21 protein-coding genes are annotated in these 22,535 nt (G+C 46.0%); 15 read left to right on the top strand and 6 right to left on the bottom strand.

The genetic code is table 11. The annotated features are described in order from the left end of the window. The first annotated feature begins 51 nt into the window (after positions 1–51). From cobT to QZ209_RS01245, 11 genes are all read left to right on the top strand, one after another. The gene (cobT, locus tag QZ209_RS01295) at positions 52–1,110 is read left to right on the top strand and encodes a nicotinate-nucleotide--dimethylbenzimidazole phosphoribosyltransferase (protein WP_294343778.1); all 1,059 of its coding nucleotides are present in this window, start codon (positions 52–54) and stop codon (positions 1,108–1,110) included. An 18-nt stretch (positions 1,111–1,128) separates the two neighbouring features. Beyond that, a complete protein-coding gene (locus tag QZ209_RS01290; RefSeq protein WP_294343775.1) occupies positions 1,129–2,022 on the top strand; it encodes an alpha/beta hydrolase in 894 nt (297 codons plus the stop codon). Continuing rightward, positions 2,016–2,768: an adenosylcobinamide-GDP ribazoletransferase gene (locus QZ209_RS01285; RefSeq protein ID WP_294344134.1), complete on the top strand. Its 753-nt coding sequence runs from the start codon at positions 2,016–2,018 to the stop codon at positions 2,766–2,768. The genes QZ209_RS01290 and QZ209_RS01285 overlap by 7 nt, the downstream gene beginning before the upstream one ends. A gap of 60 nt (positions 2,769–2,828) precedes the next feature. After that, a complete protein-coding gene (locus tag QZ209_RS01280) occupies positions 2,829–4,136 on the top strand; it encodes a hypothetical protein (RefSeq protein ID WP_294343772.1) in 1,308 nt (435 codons plus the stop codon). A gap of 204 nt (positions 4,137–4,340) precedes the next feature. Continuing rightward, the gene (locus QZ209_RS01275; RefSeq protein ID WP_294343769.1) at positions 4,341–4,748 is read left to right on the top strand and encodes an OsmC family protein; all 408 of its coding nucleotides are present in this window, start codon (positions 4,341–4,343) and stop codon (positions 4,746–4,748) included. Between the two features lie 33 nt (positions 4,749–4,781). Then, complete coding sequence (locus tag QZ209_RS01270) at positions 4,782–5,798, top strand: SLAC1 anion channel family protein (protein WP_294343766.1); 1,017 nt, start codon at positions 4,782–4,784, stop codon at positions 5,796–5,798. A 114-nt stretch (positions 5,799–5,912) separates the two neighbouring features. Then, positions 5,913–6,401: a DUF134 domain-containing protein gene (locus QZ209_RS01265; RefSeq protein WP_294343762.1), complete on the top strand. Its 489-nt coding sequence runs from the start codon at positions 5,913–5,915 to the stop codon at positions 6,399–6,401. Next, positions 6,373–7,521: a WG repeat-containing protein gene (locus QZ209_RS01260; protein ID WP_294343760.1), complete on the top strand. Its 1,149-nt coding sequence runs from the start codon at positions 6,373–6,375 to the stop codon at positions 7,519–7,521. Before QZ209_RS01265 ends, QZ209_RS01260 begins: the two co-directional genes overlap by 29 nt. Continuing rightward, positions 7,518–7,967: a hypothetical protein gene (locus tag QZ209_RS01255; protein ID WP_294343757.1), complete on the top strand. Its 450-nt coding sequence runs from the start codon at positions 7,518–7,520 to the stop codon at positions 7,965–7,967. Before QZ209_RS01260 ends, QZ209_RS01255 begins: the two co-directional genes overlap by 4 nt. Beyond that, positions 7,954–9,138 carry an iron-containing alcohol dehydrogenase gene (locus QZ209_RS01250; RefSeq protein WP_294343755.1) on the top strand — a complete coding sequence of 395 codons (1,185 nt, stop codon included), beginning with the start codon at positions 7,954–7,956 and terminating at the stop codon, positions 9,136–9,138. The genes QZ209_RS01255 and QZ209_RS01250 overlap by 14 nt, the downstream gene beginning before the upstream one ends. Then, entirely contained in the window at positions 9,138–9,425 is a 288-nt protein-coding gene (locus QZ209_RS01245; RefSeq protein WP_294343753.1) for a hypothetical protein, read from the top strand. Before QZ209_RS01250 ends, QZ209_RS01245 begins: the two co-directional genes overlap by 1 nt. A 9-nt stretch (positions 9,426–9,434) precedes the next feature. On the opposite strand, the gene QZ209_RS01240 is transcribed toward QZ209_RS01245, so the two are convergent. The 5 genes from QZ209_RS01240 to QZ209_RS01220 all read right to left on the bottom strand — a co-directional run bounded on the left by QZ209_RS01240 (position 9,435) and on the right by QZ209_RS01220 (position 15,055). Beyond that, a complete protein-coding gene (locus QZ209_RS01240; RefSeq protein ID WP_294343750.1) occupies positions 9,435–9,905 on the bottom strand; it encodes an SET domain-containing protein-lysine N-methyltransferase in 471 nt (156 codons plus the stop codon). Positions 9,906–9,985: 80 nt separating this feature from the next. Continuing rightward, positions 9,986–11,470 carry a dihydrolipoyl dehydrogenase gene (gene lpdA, locus QZ209_RS01235; RefSeq protein WP_294343748.1) on the bottom strand — a complete coding sequence of 495 codons (1,485 nt, stop codon included), beginning with the start codon at positions 11,468–11,470 and terminating at the stop codon, positions 9,986–9,988. Continuing rightward, positions 11,467–11,802: a hypothetical protein gene (locus QZ209_RS01230; RefSeq protein ID WP_294343747.1), complete on the bottom strand. Its 336-nt coding sequence runs from the start codon at positions 11,800–11,802 to the stop codon at positions 11,467–11,469. Before QZ209_RS01230 ends, lpdA begins: the two co-directional genes overlap by 4 nt. Before the next feature lie 99 nt (positions 11,803–11,901). Next, positions 11,902–12,066 carry a hypothetical protein gene (locus QZ209_RS01225; protein WP_294343744.1) on the bottom strand — a complete coding sequence of 55 codons (165 nt, stop codon included), beginning with the start codon at positions 12,064–12,066 and terminating at the stop codon, positions 11,902–11,904. Next, positions 12,044–15,055, bottom strand: coding sequence for a PAS domain S-box protein (locus QZ209_RS01220; RefSeq protein ID WP_294343743.1), 3,012 nt, complete (start codon positions 15,053–15,055; stop codon positions 12,044–12,046). Before QZ209_RS01220 ends, QZ209_RS01225 begins: the two co-directional genes overlap by 23 nt. A gap of 569 nt (positions 15,056–15,624) precedes the next feature. Between QZ209_RS01220 and QZ209_RS01215 the strand changes: the two genes are divergently transcribed. From QZ209_RS01215 to QZ209_RS01200, 4 genes are all read left to right on the top strand, one after another. Continuing rightward, the gene (locus tag QZ209_RS01215) at positions 15,625–16,353 is read left to right on the top strand and encodes an ABC transporter ATP-binding protein (RefSeq protein WP_294343741.1); all 729 of its coding nucleotides are present in this window, start codon (positions 15,625–15,627) and stop codon (positions 16,351–16,353) included. Between the two features lie 6 nt (positions 16,354–16,359). Then, positions 16,360–18,723 carry an ABC transporter permease gene (locus QZ209_RS01210; protein WP_294343739.1) on the top strand — a complete coding sequence of 788 codons (2,364 nt, stop codon included), beginning with the start codon at positions 16,360–16,362 and terminating at the stop codon, positions 18,721–18,723. A 130-nt stretch (positions 18,724–18,853) separates the two neighbouring features. After that, entirely contained in the window at positions 18,854–20,035 is a 1,182-nt protein-coding gene (locus tag QZ209_RS01205) for an efflux RND transporter periplasmic adaptor subunit (protein WP_366515729.1), read from the top strand. A gap of 54 nt (positions 20,036–20,089) precedes the next feature. Further along, positions 20,090–21,379: an NAD(P)/FAD-dependent oxidoreductase gene (locus QZ209_RS01200; RefSeq protein WP_294343737.1), complete on the top strand. Its 1,290-nt coding sequence runs from the start codon at positions 20,090–20,092 to the stop codon at positions 21,377–21,379. A gap of 1 nt (position 21,380) precedes the next feature. On the opposite strand, the gene QZ209_RS01195 is transcribed toward QZ209_RS01200, so the two are convergent. Next, the gene (locus QZ209_RS01195; RefSeq protein WP_294343735.1) at positions 21,381–22,310 is read right to left on the bottom strand and encodes a hypothetical protein; all 930 of its coding nucleotides are present in this window, start codon (positions 22,308–22,310) and stop codon (positions 21,381–21,383) included. Positions 22,311–22,535 lie beyond the last annotated feature (225 nt).

Genomic DNA, 22,535 nt, shown 5'->3' with positions numbered 1-22,535 from the left:
AGGCAGTCGCTATTCATTTTTATCTTATTACAAAAACGAACAGTGGGTTATATGTGCGATCAGTTACAAAGTGTTCTCGGCAGTATCGAGCCGGTTGATAATTCATTGAGGAATGACGTTCAGGCTCATCTCGATGATCTTACGAAGCCAAAGGGGAGTCTTGGACGTCTGGAGGAGGTTGCGATGAAGTATGCCCTTGCAACAGGTTCCGATAGTCCGGTGCTGAAAAAGAAGAAAGTTTTTTGTTTTGCGGCGGATCATGGAGTGGCAGCGGAAGGAGTTTCTGCTTTTCCTGCTGAAGTGACTCCGCAGATGGTATATAACATGCTGAACGGAGGAGCGGCGATCAATGTCCTCGCTCGCCATGCAGGGGCTGAACTCGACGTGGTTGACATCGGTGTGGATCATGATTTTCCTGACCATCCTTTCTTGAGAAGGCACAAGGTTCGAAAAGCCTCGGCAAATATGGCAGAGGGAGCTGCAATGACTGTCGATGAGACTCTGAAAGCGGTCATGGTTGGCGTTGAGCTTGCAAAAGAGGCTTTTGCGGATGGGTGTCATCTGCTCGCAACAGGAGAAATGGGTATAGCCAATACCACATCCGCGACAGCTCTGTTCGCAGTGCTGCTCGATCTCCCTGTCGAATCCATCACCGGTCGTGGTACCGGAATTGACGACACGATGCTCCAGCATAAGATTTCGGTGATAAAACGTGCTATTGAAACCAACCGTGGATCACTTTCAACCCCTCTTGAAACACTTGCATCTCTTGGCGGATTCGAGATCGCCGGTATCTGTGGTCTTATTCTCGGAGCGGCATCGGTCGGGATACCTGTTGTTGTCGACGGGTTTATTTCGTCGGCCGGTGCCGTTGCGGCGATGAAGCTTTCGTGTCAGGTGAACGATTATCTTTTCTTCAGCCACTTGTCCAATGAACAGGGGCACAAAATCATAATGAAAAAACTCGGGGCCAGACCTATTCTCGATCTTGATCTTCGGCTTGGAGAAGGAACCGGAGCGGTGCTTGCCATGCAGGTTATCGAAGGGGCTATAAAGATATACGGTGAAATGGCTACCTTTAGCGCAGCTAACGTTTCAGAACACCAATAGGGTCTGCTATCAACTCTCATGAATGCATTTTTGCAACTCCAGAAAAAATACGCTGATGCCGACAGCCGCTTTTTCGAATCCGGCGGCTTCAGGGTCCATTACAAGATTTTCGGAAAAGGAGACCCTTTGATTGTTCTCCTTCATGGAAGTTTTCTCAGTATTCGTTCATGGCGTGATGTTGTCGTCCCTCTTTCGGAGAAGGCGACAGTGCTTGTTTTTGATCGGCCTGCTTTCGGATTGACATCACGTCCGGTCCCTTCTCCGGAAAACAATGTTCGTTACTCACCTGAAGCCCAAAGTGATCTGGTTGTGCGGCTCATTGAAGAGGTTGGTCACAAAAAGGCAATTCTTGTCGGTAATTCAACCGGAGGGACGCTGGCACTGCTTGTTGCCTTGCGGTATCCCGGTCACGTAGAAGGGCTTGTGCTTGCTGGGGCAATGGTGTATAGTGGATATGCCACCAGTGAAGTGCCGACTTTCCTGAAACCGCTGCTCACCGGAATGAGCCCTGTATTCTCAAGGATTATGAAGTTTCTGATAGCAAGGTTGTATGACAGAAATATTCGTGGTTTCTGGCATAACAAGGCTTTGTTGAGTGAAGAAACGCTGATCGCTTACAAAAAGGATCTTATGGTCGGGAACTGGTCGAGAGCTTTCTGGGAACTTTTTCTTGAAACGCATCATCTCGGTCTTGAAAAGAAACTCGGGAGCCTCGAGGTTCCCGCTTTGGTGATAACCGGAGAGCATGATCTGACCGTGAAGACAGAGGAAAGTCTCAGGTTGGCCGGCGAGATTCCCGGCGCGAAACTCGAGGTCATTCCCGACTGCGGTCACCTTCCTCAGGAAGAGACTCCCGAGTCGTTTGTCACTGCTGTCTTGTTGTTTCTACAAAAATCAATGAAGATATTTTGAGAGGTCTCGTAACGGCTTTACGTACACTGACAGTGCTGCCAATACCGGGAAAAGAGGCAGTTCGTTTCTGTTCTGCTCTCCACTGGTTTCCCGTTGTCGGCCTTTTACTGGGGCTTATCCAGGCTGGCGCAGGTTATCTTTCGATGGCTGCCGGTTGGAGTGAGTTTGCTGCGGCAGTAGTTCTGCTTGCAGGTGTTTTGTTGACAAGAGGGATTCATGTCGACGGTTTTGCCGATGTCGCCGACGGCTTTTTCGGAGGGGGAAATGTAGAGAGGCGTTTGCGCATTATGAAAGATCCTGCAGTTGGTTCGTTCGGTGCTCTCTCGCTTGTCCTTCTTTTCATTTTCAAATGGGTTGTTCTTGTCAAACTTATTTCTCTTGGTCTATACGATTGGATTGTATCCGGAGTTGTACTGGCTCGTCTTTCGCAGGTATTACTTGCTTCATCGCTTCCATATGCTCGCAATGAAGGTGGAACAGCCTCCGGCTTCGTTGACGGCGCCGGTCCACTGCACCTGGTTTCATCCGTATCCATTTCTTTCATCATTCTCTTTGTTCTCTTCAACGGTATTTTTTTGCCTTTTGGCTTTGCGCTACTTGCCGCATCGGTGAGTGTCGCTTTCAGCGGTTTTCTCAGTCTTAAAAAAATTGAAGGTGTCACTGGTGATGTTCTCGGTGCTTCGAGCGAACTCACCGAAGCGTTGGTGTGGGGAGCGGGTGCTGTTTTTTTTATGTCTCTTTGTTGATTTCTGGGATTATAACGATTGGACAATTCTCAATAAAAGTTTACTGACGGAGGTTTGCTTATGTGGGGCGGTAGCCATCGAGCATCGACAAAAAAGGCTGTAGAGCTGTTTCATGAAATTTTCAACGGCATAAAAGAGAGGACTATAGGGAGTGACCCTCTCATCAATCGTATAGTGTCGGGATCTGCGGCAACCGATACAATGCGTGACCTCGAGTTTGTTGATGTCGATCTCGGCCGGGATAATCCTCATAGTACTGATTTACTCGAAGACAGTGACGAAGGGCATTATTCAGAAGGTGGAAAAAATCTTACGGCATTCAATCATTTCATCGATATAAAAAAAGGGCCCGGACGTTTCGATGACTACGACGGGTATAGCTATAAAAGAGGATCGGCAAGCTCCGAGGAGTTTCAGGATGCAAGCGATGCTATTGAGATCGAGGATGTCGAAACGTTTTTTGGGGAAATCCTTTCACGTATCAGTGGAATGAAAATCGATGAGGGGTTGAACTGGTGGCTCAACGATGAATATGTTCATGCTTCATGTCACAAATGGTATAGAAACTGTTCTCCATCTCTAGATCGGTACTCGTTTCCTGAAGATAAGGGGATTTATCGAAACGTCAAGAGTGAACTGAAAGCAAGATTTCCATTGGCCGACTGTATGGGTGAGTCGGGCAAAGGTATTCCTTGCAGTGTGTTTATGCCTGTCGATAATCTCGCTCATTATTGGTACGGCTATGCAATTCGTTCCGGAAGCTTTGATGCATTCAGCAATGTCCTCCATGCCATTCAGGATGCAACCGTACCTCATCATACTGCAGGGTATATGGGTAACTGGCATACAGAGTACGAGAGAGACCTGAATGGTGCTATTGATGAAATTTTGGCGGATACTGCTTTCAAGAGTGATGTTTTACGTATGGTCGATGCATGGAACCGTGAAGATGTTTCTCCTCCTACGAAACTTGAACACGAAGACTGGCAACGGGTTCCTGCAAAGAACTGGAGAATCGATCGTCTGGTTACCTGGAACGCTTTACATGCTTTCAAGGCGTATGAGGATCGTTATCAGCGGTTTAAAAACGGTTATACTCCTGATTGGAACAGCATAAAAGAGTTGACTGCGATTGCCGTTGCAATGAGTGTTCTTGCCATGATAAAGATAACCGAAGAGAGGGGTGGACCTGTCTTTACCTACATTGCCAATATTCGTACAAAAGAATTGCACTTTCCTGATTGCCGGCAGTTGACGAAAATGAATGAATCCAACAAGGCTTTCTACCCCCTATATGAGCTGGCGGTTAGAGAAAATCCGGCATACGACGGCTGCTATTATTGCATGAGACGCAAGCATACCGATTAAACGGTACTCTAATCGCTTTTTTTGTGATTTTGGCTTTTCCTGTTGCGATATAACGGGCATATGCTTATAATTATCTTTGTCGTACATCTCCCCTGGCAAGGTGTATCATGCGTTCTTGTTTTTCAATTAAAATAGTGCATATTCATACGGGAATATATGAGGTGGAGATAAGTAACACTAACCAGGATAAAAGAAACAAGAGTTATGCATAACACCATGATTATCACTTCCGGTGGCGGCAAAAAAGTGAACGCTGCATATCGTGGCTTTACGATTGAAACCGATCAGTCCGAGAGAAATGGAGGAGAAGGAACGGCGCCAGAACCGTTCATGCTGTTTCTCGCTTCGATAGGAACATGTGCCGGCATTTATGTTTATTCATTCTGTGAGCAGAGAAACATACCTACGGATGACATTCGAATTGTGCAGAAGCAACATAAAAAGGAGGACGGCAAAGGTATCGGGAAAATCTCTTTGGAAATTCAGGTTCCGGAAGTTTTTCCCCGGAAATATCACGATGCTCTGGTAAAGGCGGCAAATCTCTGTGCGGTGAAAAAGCACATTCAGGAAGCTCCGGAATTTGAAGTAGTGACTAGTGTAGTCGATGAGTAATATTCTTCAACCTTATAAATCAATAGTGACGATATGAGCAACAATGCAGTGACGGCTACAGAGGAGAAAAGCCTTCGGTTGCAAAATTTCCATATAACGTTTTTTGCTATCGTACTCGGCATGGCGGGTTTTTCTCTTGCAGTTCAAAAAGTAGGAGGACACGGTGGAGACGGAATTCTTCCTGTTCTCGAAACACCGGCAACGATACTGGTGTATATAACAATCGCCCTTTTTGTGCTGGTGGGGCTGATTTATGCGGCCAAGTTGGTGCGGCATCCCGATACTCTCGGTAAGGAGTTCAATCATCCGGTAAAAATCAACTTTTTTCCTCTGGTTGCGAAAATATTCCTTGTGCTGAGCGTTGCGTATCTCGATCGTGACATGCAGGTATCCTACTACCTCTGGATTACGGGAGCGATCCTGCAGTTTATCGCTTCAATCGTTATTATTTCCATTTGGATCAGGCATACCCACTTCAAGATTGAGCATATGACTCCAGGATGGTTCATCCCCATAGTTGGTTCACTTATCGTTCCTATTGCCGGTGTTCCGCATGGTTTTGTCGAGATATCATGGTTCTTTTTCTCTGTTGGGCTGGTTTTTTGGATCGCATTGTTTACTATCGTGATGTATAGAATGATTTTCCATCCACCGATTCCTGACAGATTGTTGCCCACGTTATTCATTTTGTTCGCTCCACCTGCTATCGCTTTTATAGCCTATATAAAGCTTGCCGGACTTGCCGGACATGATGCGGGACTCGACGGATTTTCAAGGGTATTGTACTACTTTTCACTCTTCATGTTCATTCTGATTCTTTTCAAGGTTCAGATTCTCGCGAAAATCAATTTCTTTCTTTCATGGTGGGCATATTCCTTTCCACTTGCAGCAAAGACGCTTGCGACAGTGGTCATGTTTCATATGACGCATAGTGTATTTTACAAGAATCTTGTATTGTTCGAACTCGCGGTTTTGGCTTTGGTTATTCTGATACTGATCGTTGTGACAGCCAATGCGATTTCAAAAGCGGAAATTTGTGTAGAGGATTGAGGTTCAGCGAGAGTATGCGTTACAACCGGCATGTTCTCAAAACAGCCGGTTGTTGTTATATTTCCTCGTTTGATTCGAAGTGTCATCGAAAGTTCAAAGGAGAAAAAACCTGTTATGGTTGCAATGTTGAGACGCCAAGGGGCAGGGCGGCCGAAAAGTTGTCGAAGAGTGGAGGATGTACCGAGAGTTCGGTGCTTCAAGCCACAAAATACCCCTAGAAGCCGGCTCGAAGAAGTTATCGTTACCGTCGATGAGCTCGAGGCAATCAGGTTGGCGGATCTCGAGAGGCTTTATCAGGCAGAGGCTGCAGAAAAAATGCATGTGTCCCGTCAGACGTTTGGACGCATTCTCGAGTCTGCGCATAAAAAGGTTGCCGAAGCTTTTGTGTACGGGAAGTCAATCATATTTGAAGGAGGTGTTTTTATGAAGAGTGAAGAAACCAGTGGTACGGAAAAGGAGTTGTGTGTGTGTCCGAAATGCGGATACGAGGCAGAACACAATCCAGGTGTTCCTTGCCGTTCAATGAAATGCTCCGAGTGTGGAGCGACAATGATAAGAAAAGGGGGGTGCGGTGTTGGCCGAAGAGAAGGTAAAGGGCATTGATCGTCTGTATCGCTGGGTAATGTCAGCGGGTTTGTTGTTTATGGTTGGGGGATGTGCCCCGGATGGTGGAAACATGGGAGGGGAGAGGATGACTGAAGCACGTGCTGTTCCTCCTGAATCTCTGTATGTGGCTTATGAAGGGGGAAAGTTCGGTTACATCGATCCTGACGGAGAGATGGTGATAGAGCCATATTATGACATCGCTTATGTTTTTCGAGATGGTCTCGCTCCGGTAAGAGTCGACGGAAAGTGGGGTTATATAGACTCGACTGGCAGCTATGTCATCGAACCGGAATACCTGAAGATAACACCTTTCAAAAAAGGATTCGCAAGGGTTCACGTCAATGGTAAACAGGTCTACATTGAAAAAAGTGGTGCACGGATAGGAACCCAGGCATATGATTTCGGTTATCATTTTTCCGAAGGGTTGGCTTTCGTGATGATTGACGGTAAATACGGTGCCATAGATACAACGGGGCGCATGGTGATCGAACCGGAATACGAGCTGGGTTATTTTTTTGCCCATGGTCTGGGTTTGGTCAGGAAAGATGGCAAATGGGGATATATTGACAAAGCCAACAGGTTTGTTGTACCCCCTGTATACGAGGAGGCTGACAGCTTTTGGGGGACCCGGGCGAAAGTCAAGGTCGGTACCAAGTGGGGCTTTATCGACACGACCGGCGCAATGGTTATAAAACCCCGATACGATGACGCATGGAGTTTTATCGAAAGCCGCGCCAGAGTTAAATCAGGAGGGAAGTGGGGCTTTATCGATACAACAGGCACCAGTATTGTAAACTGTCGTTATGACACCGCTGAAAACTTTTCCGGTGGATATGCCCGTGTTGCGATGGGCGCCAAGTGGGGCTTCATCGATAAAAGCGGTAAAGAGATCGTTCCTTTGGAATACAGGGAAGTCAAACCGTTCTGTTGTGGGCTGGCACCTGTTAGAAAAACAACGAAATGGGGATACGTCGACACTTCGGGCGTGATGGTTATCGAACCACGTTTCAGTCGTGCAGAGAGTTTTCACAAGGGTCTCGCAAAGGTTACTTTCAAAGGCACTGAAGCGTATATCGATCCTGCCGGCAAGATTGTATGGAGTGAAAAACAAATGTGAACACCGTAAACGGCCAAGGAGAGATGATGAACGTTGCAGGAAAGAAAAACATTGTTGTCGGAACGGCCTATTTTGTTCTGACGCTCGGGCTTGGAATGTTTTTGATGAAGATGTTGCAGGGACAGGACCCACTTTGGATGGATAGTCCTGTTCGAAAAATGCTTGCAGGAGCGCATTTACACGGTAGTTTGGAAGCGTTGATCAATATCTTGTTTGGTTACCTGATTTATCGATTCGGTGCACGTATGCCACTTGTCTCGAATATAGCATCCTGGCTTCTGATCGGAGGTTTGCTGCATTCAGGTTCGGCATATCTTGCCGGAATAGGCATGACAGCGGTAAAAACTGTTGCTCCTTTCGGTGCAGTTTCGCTTATTGCAGGGATTGTTTTAATGCTACCGGTCCTGGTGAAAGGTGTAGACTCTGAATATAGTGACTCTGCTTGATTTTGGCTTGTTTCGTCAGCCTCGTGTTTTTTTCGGTGAAGGGAAGCTGTTTCAACTTCCGGTTCTGATCGGCGAATTTGGAAAAAAGGTTCTCCTTGTAACCGGTGCGAAGTCTTTCCGGCAGTCGGAGGGTTTTTCTCTATTACTCGAGCGTTTGTGCTCGGATTCCTTTTTGTTCCGCCAGTATACTGTTTCCGGAGAGCCTTCACCTGAAATTATCGATCAAGCCGTTACGGAGTATGGAAATACAGGTATCGATGTTGTCGTAGCGATAGGTGGCGGAAGTGTGATCGATGCTGGAAAGGCAATATCGGCAATGCTTCTGAAAAAAGAACCTGTAGAACTGTACATCGAGGGATTACCCGGTTACAGAGTTCATGATGGTTCGAAAGTGCCGTTTATTGCCGTTCCGACAACTTCAGGTACCGGTAGCGAAGCAACAAACAATGCCGTTATCAGCAAAGTTGGCCGAAATGGTTACAAACGTTCTCTCCGTCATCCTGCTTTTATTCCCGAAGCTGTTCTTATCGATCCCGTGCTCATGCTCGACATGCCATGCTGGCTGACCGTTTCTTCCGGCATGGATGCATTGACACAGCTGATTGAAGCTTTTGTATCACCTTTTGGATCACCTTATGTCGATGCGGTTGCTCTCAGCGGACTCGAATATTTTTCGGAATCATTTATCCAGGTCAGCCAGGCAGAAACAAGGGATATTGAAGCTCGGTCCAAAATGGCCTATGCTGCATTGATGTCGGGAATCGCTCTCGTCAATGCCGGACTGGGTATTGTTCATGGATTTGCATCTTCGATTGGCGGTCACATTGACATACCTCATGGTGTGCTTTGTGCGACACTGCTTGGTGCGGCAACCATGGAAAATATGGTTCAGCTTCGTGAAAGGGGGGGCGATACCGGTCGGTTTCTTGTAAAGTACGCTCAGGTAGGGAGAGTGCTCTGCGCCGATTTTTCAATGGATGATGATGAAAGCTGCCATGCACTGTTGAAAAAACTGGATGATTGGGAAAATGAATTGAATTTTCCGAAACTTGGGGCGTTCGGTTTTCAAGAGAAAGATATTGATGGTATTGTTTCGTGCACGCGTTGCAAAAGCAATCCTGTTGAACTGAGTGACGAGAGTATGAAAAAAATACTGAAGCAGCGCTTATAATGAAGATCATGGGAAGAAAAACCACGGCTGTTGTCTGTTTGCTGACCATATTCCTCCTTGGCGGCTGTTCGCAGAAATTTCAGCGGGGTGTCAAGGACTTTCAGTCAAAATGGGTTGGTTTGGAGCGGAAAGTGACTGTGTACTCGGCATCGGGAGAACCGGTCAAAATCTATGAGGGAAGGATCGATATCGAGCCTACCGAATACGGGAACAAGATAAAATTTGCGCACGACGGCAACATGGTGCTCATATTCAACATGGGGGTTGTCGTTGAGGAAATGGAATGACTCGTTCTTTCAGGAGATTTCGTTCATGTTACGTGTTTCCCACCAATCACTGCCGTAGTTGTAGAAAAGTTCTTCGCCTTTTCGTATATCGCGCAGAGCGTAGATGATGAGTTCAGGGCCGAGAGGTGTTTCATCACGATAGTAAGCGACATTCGGGAAAGATGAGTGGTTGAAAAGCATTCCGTTACCCATAGCGACCAATCTTGTTTTCTCGTTTTCTCCGTAAAAAACATAGTTCAGCAGCTCTCCTCCGATGTCTTTCTCATCGAGTTCGATGACCGGGCAGTGCTCCAGGATCTCTCCGTTCTCTATGTTGCGATTTGCAAAAGCACCTCGACCGATTATGTTCGACTGGCCTATTCGAACTGGTGTTTCATAGCAGTTTTCAGTGGTGGGTTCGATTTTTTTCCCGATCAGGATGCCCCCGGCAATGCCGGTCATGAATGTAATGATGAACAAGGCGAAAAAAGATGGTTCCATAGCGTTACTCCCGATTGTTGTTTGCCGTGTCAGAGTATAAAAAAACAATAATCGGGGCTATATGGAAACGCTCTTTATGTTTAAACGATTCTTTCCGGGTCACTTGTATCCGGCAGTTTTCCCTGGTAGCCGAAAAAGAACTGTAGTAGGCCGACAAGCGCACCGGACTGTTTGCGAACGTACCACTGATCGGCGGCTCTTCTGTTTCCAAGTGCGTAGGACGGGTAAGGGTGAATGGTGTCGGATATCTGTCGAAGGGTGATTCCATTGCGCATTGCGAGTGCAAACTCGCTAATCAAATCGCCGGCATGAACTCCCAGAATGTCGACCCCGAAAATTTTACCGTCGAAACCAGCTGCATAAACCCTAATCCACCCTTCCGTTTCGCTTTCAGTGATAGCTCTGTCAATTTTACTGAAAGGAAATCGATACAGTTCATAACCGACGTGTTTATTTTGCAGTGTCTCTTCTGTTTCACCGACATGCGCCATTTCAGGCTCCGTATAGGTACACCAGGGAACGTGCCGGTCGTCTGTTCGCATCGGAAGGTGGGTCAGCATTTTACTTGCAGCGACTTTAGCCATGTGTTCGGCCATATGGGTGAACTGCAGGCCTCCGGCAACGTCTCCACAGGCATAGATATGATGGCGGGATGTTTGGCAACTTTCGTTGACGACGATACCACGTTTATGTGTATCCACCCCGGCTACTTCCAGGTTCAGTGTTTCGATATTCGCCTGCCTTCCGGATGCGACAAGAAGCGCATCTCCATCAACAGTAAAGGAGCTTCCGTCTTTTTTATCCTCTGCAGTCACTAGAATGCCGCCATTCTTTTGCTCTACTTTTTTAACTGTGGTATTCAGTTTGAAGGTAATACCTTCACCGGTCAACATATCTTGAAGAATTGCCGTTAGTCCGGGATGGTCTTTGGGGAGAATTCTGTCGTTGAAATCAAAAATAGTGACATCGGAACCGAGCCTTGCAAATGCCTGACCCATCTCTGTCCCAATTGGCCCGGCACCTATGACCAGAAGTTTTTTCGGCTGTTTTTTTTGTGAAAAAATGGTTTCGTTTGTCAAGAAGGGAACCGTTTCAAGGCCTTCAATAGGGGGGATAACCGGTCTGCTTCCTGTAGCGATCACTATGTTTTTAGCACGTAGAGCCTGAGGGCTCATACCGTCTTTTGTTATGATGATCGTATGTTCATTCGAAAAACTTCCCTGGCCTTCTACAACCGTAATGCCCATTTTTTCATAAATATCAGGCGAATCGGCTTCATGATAAACGTTTTGCTGTACTGTATGGACCCGTTTCATGACCGCTTCGAAGTCGATAGTCAGGTTGTCGGTTGTGATACCATACTTCCCCGCTTGGCGAACGGTTTGAGCTACTTTTGCAGATTTAAGAAGCGTCTTACTCGGAATGCAGCCATACCAGGTGCAGTCCCCCCCCAGTTTTTTCTCTTCGATCATGGCGGTTTTCGCACCTAACGAAGCTGAAACTCCAGCAGCGGTCAAACCTGCTGCACCTCCACCGATAACGATGACGTCGTAATCGAAATTCATCTGCTCCCTCCTGTTTGTGAAATCTGTTTGCTGATTTTTCTTATCGTTGACCACGCTCCCAAACCGACGAGAAGGACAATAAAAAGATAAACCCATACTGGTACGTTTCTACCTGCAATGATGAGGTAGAGATAAGCTGAAATAAAAAAGAATCCGGTAAGGAGTGCTGGCAGCACAGCCGGTTTTTTTTGCTTCAAGTTTTTGACGAGCCACGCGAGCGAAAGCGTGAAAAAAGGTATTGCGCCGACATATATCGCTCCAAATATAAACGGATTGACACCGTAGTCGGCGCCAAGTCCCATGAACCATGTATAGAGAGCATCGAAGTCCATAGCGCTATTATTTTGAGTAAAGGGGATGCCGTTTTCTTGATAACGTTATCACTCCGTCAGTTCGTTCCATGGAAAAGAGGAGGTGAATTGCCTATCTGTTCACCTGACGTTATACCCGTGATCGCCGAGAAGATTTCTTTTCCTTTTTTCGAGGCAGGAGAGGAGAGATGGATTTTTCTGTTGTTGCCTCGATATCTGTTTTTCAAGAATCATGTTGATCAGCTTGGTTTTTTCGAATTCATTATCGATGATTCGAATCGACATCGTTGTTATCGATTTTTCGCTCTTGCGGCATCAATGGCAGAAAAACCGAAATCGATGTTCCTTTCCCTTTTTGACTTTCGACAGTTATCTCTCCATTATGTCCCTGAGTGATTCCATAAACAACTGAAAGCCCCAGTCCTGTTCCTTTCCCTACTTCTTTTGTTGTGTAGAACGGGTCGAACATTTTGTCAATTTCGTCTTTTGTCATACCTCTTCCAGTATCGTTGACCGTAATTATTGCGTATTGCCGATTCTCACTGAGATTTTTGTGGCTGGCAGCCATGAATTTTTCAATGTTTGTTTTCTTGAGGGCAACGGTAAGTATTCTGGGTTCTTTTTCCATTGCCTGCCATGCATTTGTACAAAGATTCATGATGATTTGCTGGATCTGTGATGCATCGCACATGATCGTATCGTCAAAGTCTTCTATCAGTTTTTCTATCTTGACGTTACTTGGGATGGAATGTGTCAGGAAATCAAGTGATTCTATGATGAGGGGTTGTAGTTTCTGCGGCAGGAGGTTTTTTGGTTCCTGTCTGCTGAAGGTAAGAATTTGCTGGACAAGTTTTTTTGCCTGCTTTGCGGCTTTCAGAACAGCTTGAAGATCTTGAACAGCGTCACTTTCCGGGGGTAGATTATGGATTGCGATTTCGGTAAATCCGATGATCGGAGTCAATATGTTGTTGAAGTCATGGGCAATACCTCCTGAAAGTGTTCCGAGAGTTTCGAGTTTATGACTGTTGTGAAGCTGATGCTCGAGCTTTCTTTGTTGTTCCTCGGCTTTTTTTTGTTCGGAAAGATCTATTGAAATACCTATGATGCCCTCGGTTTCACCCTGCTTGTTGAATAGCGGGAATTTGCTGGTGAGGACCGGAATACAAGTTCCATCCGGTAAAATCATCTCTTCCTCCATATTGATGATCGGCCGTTTGGTTTCCAGAACAGTTGTATCATTAAAACGGTAGGTGTTTGCTGTTCCTTGAGGAAAAATATCATAGTCGGTTTTTCCTATCGTCTGTTCAGGGGGAAAGATGTTGTGTTGCTCGAGTGCATAACGGTTGATGAACGTGTAATGGAGTTCTCTATCTTTCATGAAGATATAGGCCGGAACCGATCCAGAGACGGTTTCCAGCATAACGGTTTTTTCCAGTAGTTCAGATTCTGTCTTTTTTCGGATGGTGATATCGCGGAAAATACTGTATATGACATTACGTTCGTCGAGCTTCATTTTGTGACTGATGACTTCAACCGGGATTGTATGACCGTCTTTATGCAGCACAGCGGATTCAATCGGTATGCTTGTTCTGAATTTCCAGGATTCGTTTTCACGTTCGGAGAAGGATTCAGAGATGATTTTCTGCTGGTGTTCCGGAAGCAGGGCGGTTATGTGCCTTCCGATCAGTTTTTCTTTTGTCAGTCCGGTCAATAGTGACGCTTTCTTGTTTGCTTTCGTAATGATGCCGCTGGATGCATCGGCAAGAAAAATAGCGTCAGGCGATCCTTCGAAAAGAGAGCGAAAACGTGCTTCGTTTTCTTTGAGAACATTTTGGTAACGAACCTGATTCGTGATATCGATGCTTGATACACCAAGCATCGATGGGGATTTGTTTTCAGAAGGTATAGGGAAGATGACACTGTGAAAAAATCGTTCATGATTGTTGATCTGGATGTTGTCCCTTACCATGATTGGGGCATTTGTTGCAATGACCTTTTCGATTCTTTTCAAAAATATCCTCACAAGTTTTGGGGGCAGGAAGTCTGAAAAGTTTTTTCCGATAATTTCTTCTTTCTGCATCTTGAGAAATTCTGCCGTTGCGTTGTTGACCATGAGGTATTTGCCATCAGCTGAACAGATTGTGATCAAGGTGGGAGAGTGATCATAGAAGGCATGTATTTCTGCTGCAAGTTTTTCGAGATTTTTGTGCGACTGGCGGCTGCGTTCTATCCTTATTGTCAGTAGTAACGTTCCGGCAAAAAGAATCAAGCCGGTGAAGAGCGGAAGCGTTACATAGTCGAGTTTTGCCGGTAGTACGGTTTTTAGTTTGTTTTCAGGGATAAAGGAAACCATATACCAATGGGAAATACCCGAATCGATGAAAGCGTTTTCCGGGAAGGGATGGATTTTCTTGAATGAGAAAAGCCCTCTTTGAGTGTGAATTTGGCCGTTTTCGGTACCGATGATTCGTATCCATTCATCGGGATAGTGCGTTGCGAAAGTGACTGCCTTTTCTGTTTCCGGGAACATGAAGCCCCAATTGTTGTCGTCCGGAGCTCCAGCCAAAAAAAAGCCTTCACCGTTCAATAGCATCAGCTTGTTGTGTCGGGTGGATAGATGAAAACCGAGGGATTCGACAAGCGGTTTACCAAGAAGGTTGATGATCGCGGAACCGCATTTATTACCATTTGAATCAAAAGCTGATCTGGCAAAGCGGAGTGTTGGTTTATGTGGCCGTTCGATGTTCTTGTGTTCGATATTCAGGTCGAAAGGGGATATGTATACATCGTTTTCTTCCAACGTTTGTATCGCCTTGAAATAATATCGATGTTTTTTTTCCTGGAGTTGTGATTCCTTGACAGCATAGGCTCTTTTTATGGGATCATAATTGACGCGGATTACTTCTTTTCCGCTGTTGTCAAGAAAGCGAAGTTGATCATAATTGGTTTTGGCATTGCTGAGAGACGTCAGGGTTTTTTTTAATCTTTCGGCAGCTGTTCCATGGGAATTTTCAAGAACATTGGGAACTTCGGGTAGTGAAGCGATGAAATGCAGGTCCTGGATAGTGTCTTCAATCATCTCTGCCAGGCATTGTTCCTTATCGAGCATGTTTTTTTCAGAAGTATCTCGTACTTCATTCATATTGCGTGACAGGTCGCTTTTGTAGATGTAGATGCTCATCCAGACTGTCACAGCAATTATTGGCAGAAAAATGAGTGCCGATTGAAGCAGTACTCTGGGGCGTTTGAGCTCCTTGGGCAAAATCGTTTTCATGGCTTCGGGGGTAAGGCCACAGTTTTTTTGTTAAATATTTGTTTACTGAAGGAAAGCTGATCCGATGCATTTATCCCCTGGGTCTTTTTCCATGAAATTCGCTGGGTTTTCTCATCGCTCGCCTGATTCCTGAAAGGAGACCGGCAAACAGTCGGAACACGATGACGATACCAACAGTTATACAGAAAAAGACTATGGGGAAGTGCTTTTTTGCATCAAAGATACTTTGTTTGATGCGGCATTACATTCCCATTTTATTCAACCATATACGGTATAGAATACTTCAAAACTCTTGTTGTTTCCTTTCTTTTTTTACAATGTACAGGACTTTTATAAAAGGGTAAAAACATCTGTCAGAATAGTATGACGTAAGTTGTTTCTTCGTTTATCGTTTGGTGTATGAATTGAGAGATTTCAAGAGAGGCTTGTCATTTATTGTGAAGAAGATGCCTGAAAGAATTCGATTTTTCGACAAAACGAACAAACCCTGAGTTGTGTGTTCGATGTATATTACATTATGAAAATCGATGGAATAGGGCTTGTAACGAAAGAAAAGCGATTTACATAGTATGGCGTATAACCGGAGTTATTCGGGTGATGCAGTGCTTCATTTGGACACGGTCAGCAAGGTCTATACGATGGGGGAAGTTCAGGTTGAGGCATTGAAACATGTCACTGTAGACTTTTTCGAAGGTGAACTTGTTGTGCTTCTCGGTAGTTCAGGCAGCGGCAAGTCTACTCTTTTGAATATCATCGGTGGACTCGATTTGCCTTCGCAAGGAGATCTTTTTTTTCGCGGGAAAGAATTGACTGCTGCAACAGAAGAGGATTTGACTGGTTATCGTAGAGAGTCCATCGGCTTTGTTTTTCAGTTCTACAATCTTATTTCAAGCCTCACCGCACTTGAAAACGTTCAGCTTGTGACCGAGATATCTTCCAATCCCATGTCGGCTGAGGAGGCACTGAGACTCGTGAATCTTTCAGAACGGATGAATCATTTTCCGGCACAGCTATCGGGAGGTGAACAGCAGCGGGTAGCCATTGCTCGTGCGGTTGCAAAACGTCCCGAACTGTTGCTTTGTGATGAACCCACAGGGGCTCTGGATTATGAAACGGGTAAGCTTGTTCTGGAAGTGATACGGAAAGTAAATGAACAGCTGGGAACAACGACACTTGTGATTACACACAATGTTTCGATCGCTTCCATGGCTGACAGGGTGGTTCATATGCGCAGCGGTGAAATAACGGAGATAGAGCGTAATGAGAAAAAACTGTCACCTTCTGAACTGAGCTGGTAAAAGAAGATGAAGCAACTGAACCGGAAACTGTTGCGAGAGCTGCTTCGAATGAAGAGCCAGATGTTTGCCGTGGCTGCAGTCGTTGCATGTGGCATTTCTGTATTCGTTTCCATGAGCAGTGTAGAGTACTCTTTAAAGGCGACGAGGTTACAATATTACAGCGAATACCGTTTTGCCGATATTTTCATGCAGGCAAAGCGAGCTCCCGAGGCTATGCTGGAAAGTGTGAGGAGAATTCGCGGAGTTGCAGCGGTCAGATCTCGCATTGTAGCCAGTGTGACGCTCGATGTGCCGGGGCTGAACGAACCGGCGAGTGGAAAACTCGTGTCGATGCCTGATAGGCGGAGACCGGTTCTCAATGATGTCTTCCTCAGAGAGGGGCGTTATATCGAGCCTGGACATCCAGAAGAAGTCATTGCCAGTGAAACCTTCATGACTGCAAATGGACTGAGGCTAGGAGATCATGTTGGTGCGGTTATCAATGGCCGTTGGAAAGAGTTGGTCATTGTCGGGAAAGGTCTTTCTCCGGAATATATCTATGAGGTGCCTCCCGGCGCTTTTTTCCCGGATAATCGGCGCTTCGGGGTATTCTGGATGAGTCGCGATGCTTTGGAATCCGCGCTTGACATGTCGGGAGCGTTCAATGACCTTTCAATCACCCTTGCTCATGGAGCATCGGAAAAGGATGTTATCCGGCGATTGGACGATATGTTTAGACGCTTCGGCTCACTTGGGGCATATGGAAGGGATGAGCAGCTTTCAGACCGTTTCATCTCCGATGAGATCAAGCAAGTAGGGATGCAGATTACCGTACTGCCGACCATTTTTCTAGGGGTCGCTGTTTTTCTACTCAATATTGTATTGAAAAGGCTTGTCAGTACGCAGAGGGATCAGATCGCTGTAATGAAAGCCATGGGGTATACCAACGAAGAGGTGGGGCTGCACTATCTTGGGTTTGCCATGGTTCCCGTGTTTATCGGTGCTGTAGCAGGTACTGCACTTGGTGCCTGGCTGGGGTTGGGATTGACCCATGTTTATGAAGATTTTTACAATTTTGCTGAACTTATCTATTATTTTCGTTTCGAGGATGTTGCATTATCGGTTCTGCTCAGTGCCGGTGCCGCTTTGGTTGGAGCGCTCAGTGCTGTCAGACAGGCTGTTGCATTGCCTCCTGCCGAAGGAATGCGGCCTGAAACACCTGCTGTTTACAAGCCTGGGGTTCTTGATCGAAAGCAGTTTCAGAAAAAAATTCCTGTTTCGATTCGTATAGTCGTGAGAAACCTGGAAAGACGAAAACTGAAGGCGGCTATTTCAGTTCTTATGATCGCTTTCGCTGTTGCAATACTTATTGCGGGGCGTTACAGTTACGATGCAGTCAATCATATCATGTTGGTTGAGTTCAGTGAAAAGCATCGGGAAGATCTCACGGTTATTTTCAATGAGTCGAGGCCAAGTTCTGTGCAGTATGATATTGTTGCACTCGAGGGAGTTCTCGAACAGGAATTCTATAGAGTTGAACCAGCCAGGCTTGTTTATGAGCATCGTTCACGCCGTCAGTCGATTACAGGACTGGAAAATGTCGATGGGTTGAGACGTCTTGTCGATGCTCATAATCGTGAATTCCAGCTTCCGGAAAACGGCCTGCTTCTGACCACGACTCTCGCCAATGTGCTCGGGGTATCTCCCGGTGATACATTGACTGTAGAATTTCTCCAGGGGAAACGACGAACTGTAAGTGTTCCTGTAGGAGGAACCATCGATGAACTGCTGGGACTGTCTGCATATACTCGGATTGAGAATCTTGATCGTCTTACACATGATGAAGACAAGGTGAATGCAGCATACCTCAGAATAGACGAGGCGGAGGAAGAGAAGCTTTTTGCAGATTTCAAGGAGATGCCTGAAGTTGCCGGAACCTCCATGCTCAAAGCGATGCAGGAAAGCTTTGAGGAGCTTATCGCCCAAAGCATGACAGCCTCGACGGTGATTCTGACAACTTTTGCAAGTATTCTCGCTTTTGCAGTCGTATACAACGGTGCCAGGATTTCACTTTCGGAACGGGCAAGGGAACTTTCGAGTCTGCGTGTCCTTGGTTTGACCAGGCATGAAATCGCGATTATTCTGCTTGGAGAACAGGCTATTCTGACGATTGTTGCGATTCCTCTTGGTTTTCTCATAGGGATAGGGCTGTCGGTTCTGCTTGCTCTTGGATTGAGTTCCGAGCTGTATCGCATGCCTGTGGTTTTCAGCAGTTTCAATTTTATTTTTGCATTGATCGTAATCGTGATAGTGGCGATTTTATCAGGGCTTATGGTGCATTTCAGATTGAACCGACTTGACATGATAGCTGTTTTGAAGACAAGAGAATAGGTTTTTTATTCAAAGGGGGGTAAACACGAACAACCGTTTCATGGAGCCGCATGATTTTCTCATAAACCGAAGTGAGGCTGTTGACGTAAGGGCATCGTTCTACGTGGGATTTTGAACAACTGCTTTAATCATGAAGAATATGACGTTTTCGAAGACACAGCGTATAACTGCGATTTCTATCCTTGTTGTCGCAGGTATTCTGGCATTTGTGATGAAACCGTCGCCTTTACAGGTCGACGCAGAGTCTATCCGAAAGGGAAAATTGACCGTAACCCTCGATGGTGAAGGTATGACGAGGGTTCGTAACGGTTTTACCGTTGCGTCACCGGTCACCGGCAGGATTGAGCGTATCACACTTGATGAAGGTGATTTTCTGCGAAAAAATGGTATGGTGGTACGTGTTACCCCTCCTCCGCTTAATACTCGTGAATTCGAAGAAGCCGATGCCAGAGCCCGTTCTGCTGAAGCTGTACTGGAAGCAGCTCGTGCACATGAACGGGAAGTCAAGGTTGACCTGGATCAGGCTGCAAGAAAGTACAATCGATACAAGAATCTCTACCGGAAAGGGGCTGTTTCAGCAGAAACCTTCGAGGAGGTGAAAACATCCTGGCAAATGCTGCAGAAACAGCACAGGGCTGCTCAGTTGAATGTTGAATCGGCCCGTTACGATCTTGAAGCTGCACGCTCTTTGATTGGAAAATCGGTACGTCGTGATACCATCGATGTTCTTGCTCCGGACAGCGGGAAGGTATTGAGGGTTTTTGAGAAGAGTGAGCGTGTCGTTTCCGCGGGAACTCCGCTGGTTGAGATAGGGGATCCTGAGGATATCGAGGTGGTCATCGATGTGCTTTCTTCGGATGCTGTCAGGGTTGAGCCAGGGATGAGTGTGCTGGTCGAGGAGTGGGGCGGCCGCAATGCGCTCGATGGGTTTGTCAAGACAGTTGAGCCTGCTGCCTTTACAAAAATTTCGTCACTGGGGATCGAGGAGAAAAGGGTCAACATCATAGTGAATTTGCAAGAGCCCGAATCAAGGCTTGGGGACAATTACCGTGTACAGGCTAAAATCATTTTGTGGCAGGAGGAAGATATTCTGCAGGTTCCGGTAAGTAGCCTTTTCAGGAGTGAACATGGATGGAACGTTTTTACCGTTTCAAGAGGTAAAGCAGTCCGGCAGGCGATAACGATTGGAAGACGGGGGGCTTACTATGCTGAAGTTCTCGAAGGTCTTGAAGAGGGAGATGTCGTTGTGGTGCACCCGACCAACGATCTCGAAGAAGGAATGCGGGTGAATGTGATAAACAGGTACGAGTAAAAAAAGTGACAATGAATTTGGGTTTCTGTCCATCATTGTCAATAGAACTGTTTGATGCGAAACTTTTCTGATAGAATTCATTCTGATGTGCTCATCATAGGTGGTGGGCCTTCAGGTATATGTGCTGCTATTGCAGCAAGGAAGAAAGCACGTTTACGTGGCTTCGCTGATAGGGATTTTCAGGTAACCATTCTTGAACGCAATCAGCGGCCCGGTGTCAAGATTGGCATTTCAGGGGGAGGTAAGTGTAACATCACTCACGATGGAGCTGTCGACGAGCTGCTTTGGAAAGGCTTTATTTATAAGCCAGAACAGCGTTTTTTGCGACATGCTCTGTATGCTTTTTCCAATAAAGATCTGCTGGAACTTATAGAACGTCAAGGTTTGCGAACGGTTGTACGTTATGATGGCAGGGTGTTTCCTGGATCGGGATGTGCTGATGATGTCCTGAAAGCATTCGAGAAAGAGCTCTTGAACTCATCGATACAGGTACTTACCGGAGAAAGGGTGAAACGTGCCGAGAACCGGGATGGCTTTTTCGCGGTTATGACTGAAACGAAAGAATTCAGTGCGGATGTGCTGGTTGTGGCTACAGGCGGAGTTTCGTATCCTCAAACCGGTACTCGGGGAGATGGTTTGAACATTGCACGTTCTTTCGGTCACAGGGTGGAGAAACCATTGCCTGCTCTTGCACCGATATATCTGGATCGTGTTCCTTCACAGATGCTTGTAGGTGTTTCTCTTCGGAATGTCACCTTGAAGGTAACGTGTGATGGTAACTGTGTTTCTCGTACCGGAGACCTTCTGGTAACGCATAAAGGTATATCTGGGCCTGCCTGTCTATCTCTTTCTCGTGACGTTGCCGGGATACAGGAAAAGGATGGTGAGTGCCGGGTTATGATTGATTTTTTTTCGAATTATTCTGCAGAAGCCCTTGAAAAAAAAATGCAGGATCATGCATTTGCAAACGGACGGCAGTTGATACGCAGGTTTCTTCAGCAGCAGGATTCTATTCCTTCTGCCTTCGTTCCCCTGATTATGCGGCAATCGGGTATCGATCAGGAAAAAAAATGGGGGAATCTCAACAAAAAAGCAAGAAGGTCACTTGAGCATACACTGCATAATTTTGACTTTGGCCTTGTCAAGACGATTCCTCTTGAAGCAGGTGAGGTTTCAGCTGGAGGGATAGTCTTGAAAGAAGTGAACCCGAAAACCATGGAGTCGAAAAAATGCAGAAATCTTTTTCTTTGCGGGGAGCTTCTTGACTACACCGGTGAAATTGGGGGGTTCAATCTCCAGGCGGCATTTTCAACGGGTTGGCTTGCGGGATGGTCGATTCATTAGCCTAGCCGGTGCAAGTGTAAGCTGGCATACTTGTTTTTCGGGTATGTTTTCTTACATCGAATGAATAAAGGTCGAGCCTGAACGGTGTGCTGTTATTGAAATGGACGGCTCCTTTATCAAAACGTATTTTCAGTGGTACTGTGACCTTTCGTTCATCTCCGCATACATTGTTTTTCACGCCCGGTTTGAAAATTTGTCTGCAGCCACCCGGAAAATATACCGATACTTCATTGTCGATGGTACTCAAACCGGAGACCAGCCCGGTATTGTCGAACTGAAGCGAGTTCAGATCGCCATGTATTCCGTTCGGTTCGTTGTCGAAAGCGACCATTGTACCGATAGGTGTTGGTATTTCAGTTTTTTTCTGTGGTTCGAAGGAGCGCAACATTCCGTTTTCATAAAATGCGGCTCCTTTTCTGAACTCTTTTTCCCCATATGGGGTTGATATCGTTGCTTTCTGACCAGGCCATAGTGCTAGGCTTTTAAGTTCACCATGTTCATAGAACTGTACCGATAGCAGTTTGGCTTTTATGTATCCGGCTGGTGTGTCAAATCCTGATTCCTCCGCAAGCATCGACTCATTCTGCCATGACCAGAAACCGCTGAGCTTCCCGTCAAGCGGAAAAATTCTTTTAAGGGCACCACTTTCATAAAACGTAATCAGCTCGGCTGAGATTTCTCCGAAAGGTGTCTTTACCTTTGTCTGATGTTGAAGAGGAAGTGTCTTGACAGCACCGCTTTTGTAGAAATAAACAGGTTTTCTTTCCCGTCTTCCAATATCTTCGGTTTCAAATTGCGGTATGAGTTCTCCAAACGGTGTGGAAAAGACGTTTTTTTTCGAGACAATACAGCCGTTCACTTTTTTGTTGGAAAAAAGCGGGTCTACCGTTGCTCCGTTGAGCCGTCCGAAAAGAGTATCGATAACTGTCATGGCAAATGAGTTGAATGCTTTGAAGTCAGGTCCTGCGAAAACATCTTGTATACAATAAATATCAAGATATGTGCCAGAATAAGACGTTTTCTCTTAATGTGTTGTTATTGAACGGCTTATGCGCACCTTGGGTTTGTCTGAAAGAGAGATGAAGAGTACAAAAATGTGGGAATTCGATGATTTATTACAATTTCGTGGAGGGTTAGGTGCAGTGATATTGATACA

The sequence above is a fragment of the Prosthecochloris sp. genome, from assembly GCA_015482705.2.
Taxonomy (GTDB): Bacteria; Bacteroidota; Chlorobiia; order Chlorobiales; family Chlorobiaceae; genus Prosthecochloris.
The sequence above is the reverse complement of the archived record's forward strand: the minus strand, read 5'-3'. Positions and strand labels throughout refer to the sequence as shown.

Coding starts and splice junctions, on each gene's coding strand:
- QZ209_RS01245 (WP_294343753.1), top strand. CDS start 9,138: ATGAAGATCATGGGAAGAAAAACCACGGCTGTTGTCTGTTTGCTGACC.
- QZ209_RS01230 (WP_294343747.1), bottom strand. CDS start 11,802: ATGGACTTCGATGCTCTCTATACATGGTTCATGGGACTTGGCGCCGAC.
- QZ209_RS01240 (WP_294343750.1), bottom strand. CDS start 9,905: ATGGAACCATCTTTTTTCGCCTTGTTCATCATTACATTCATGACCGGC.
- QZ209_RS01215 (WP_294343741.1), top strand. CDS start 15,625: ATGGCGTATAACCGGAGTTATTCGGGTGATGCAGTGCTTCATTTGGAC.
- QZ209_RS01210 (WP_294343739.1), top strand. CDS start 16,360: ATGAAGCAACTGAACCGGAAACTGTTGCGAGAGCTGCTTCGAATGAAG.
- QZ209_RS01200 (WP_294343737.1), top strand. CDS start 20,090: ATGCGAAACTTTTCTGATAGAATTCATTCTGATGTGCTCATCATAGGT.
- QZ209_RS01195 (WP_294343735.1), bottom strand. CDS start 22,310: ATGACAGTTATCGATACTCTTTTCGGACGGCTCAACGGAGCAACGGTA.
- QZ209_RS01265 (WP_294343762.1), top strand. CDS start 5,913: ATGGTTGCAATGTTGAGACGCCAAGGGGCAGGGCGGCCGAAAAGTTGT.
- QZ209_RS01220 (WP_294343743.1), bottom strand. CDS start 15,055: ATGAAAACGATTTTGCCCAAGGAGCTCAAACGCCCCAGAGTACTGCTT.
- cobT (WP_294343778.1), top strand. CDS start 52: ATGTGCGATCAGTTACAAAGTGTTCTCGGCAGTATCGAGCCGGTTGAT.
- QZ209_RS01225 (WP_294343744.1), bottom strand. CDS start 12,066: ATGTCGATTCGAATCATCGATAATGAATTCGAAAAAACCAAGCTGATC.
- lpdA (WP_294343748.1), bottom strand. CDS start 11,470: ATGAATTTCGATTACGACGTCATCGTTATCGGTGGAGGTGCAGCAGGT.
- QZ209_RS01290 (WP_294343775.1), top strand. CDS start 1,129: ATGAATGCATTTTTGCAACTCCAGAAAAAATACGCTGATGCCGACAGC.
- QZ209_RS01280 (WP_294343772.1), top strand. CDS start 2,829: ATGTGGGGCGGTAGCCATCGAGCATCGACAAAAAAGGCTGTAGAGCTG.
- QZ209_RS01275 (WP_294343769.1), top strand. CDS start 4,341: ATGCATAACACCATGATTATCACTTCCGGTGGCGGCAAAAAAGTGAAC.
- QZ209_RS01205 (WP_366515729.1), top strand. CDS start 18,854: ATGAAGAATATGACGTTTTCGAAGACACAGCGTATAACTGCGATTTCT.
- QZ209_RS01270 (WP_294343766.1), top strand. CDS start 4,782: ATGAGCAACAATGCAGTGACGGCTACAGAGGAGAAAAGCCTTCGGTTG.